Origin of the sequence: Pseudomonas sp. H26/SER47-MNA-CIBAN-0231 (assembly GCF_040310465.1) — a bacterium.
Taxonomy (GTDB): domain Bacteria; phylum Pseudomonadota; class Gammaproteobacteria; order Pseudomonadales; family Pseudomonadaceae; genus Aquipseudomonas; species Aquipseudomonas atacamensis.
Window position 1 is genome coordinate 1 of record NZ_JBEOPW010000102.1, and the last position, 264, is coordinate 264.

The following is a 264-nucleotide window of genomic DNA, read 5'->3' on the forward strand; positions in this document are numbered from 1 at the left end:
GATTCAGGCGCTGTTCGGTGACAGCGTGCAGCACTGCTATCTGCCCTATGATCTGCCCTGGGCGGCTGCGCGGTTTCTTGACCGCGTGCGGCCGAAGCTGGCGGTGGTGATGGAAACCGAACTCTGGCCCAACCATATCCATCAGTGTGCACGCCGCGGCATTCCGGTAGCGCTGGCCAATGCGCGCTTGTCCGAGCGCTCGGCCCGCGGCTACGCGCGCTTCGCCCGCCTGACCGCGCCGATGCTGGCCGAGCTGAGCCTGAT

The 264-nt window shown here is 66.7% G+C and carries 1 protein-coding gene; it reads left to right on the forward strand.

Annotation, left to right across the window (positions count from 1 at the left end):
- A partial coding sequence (locus AAEZ10_RS27455) for a glycosyltransferase N-terminal domain-containing protein (RefSeq protein ID WP_350571829.1) occupies positions 1-264 on the forward strand: 264 nt, incomplete at both ends.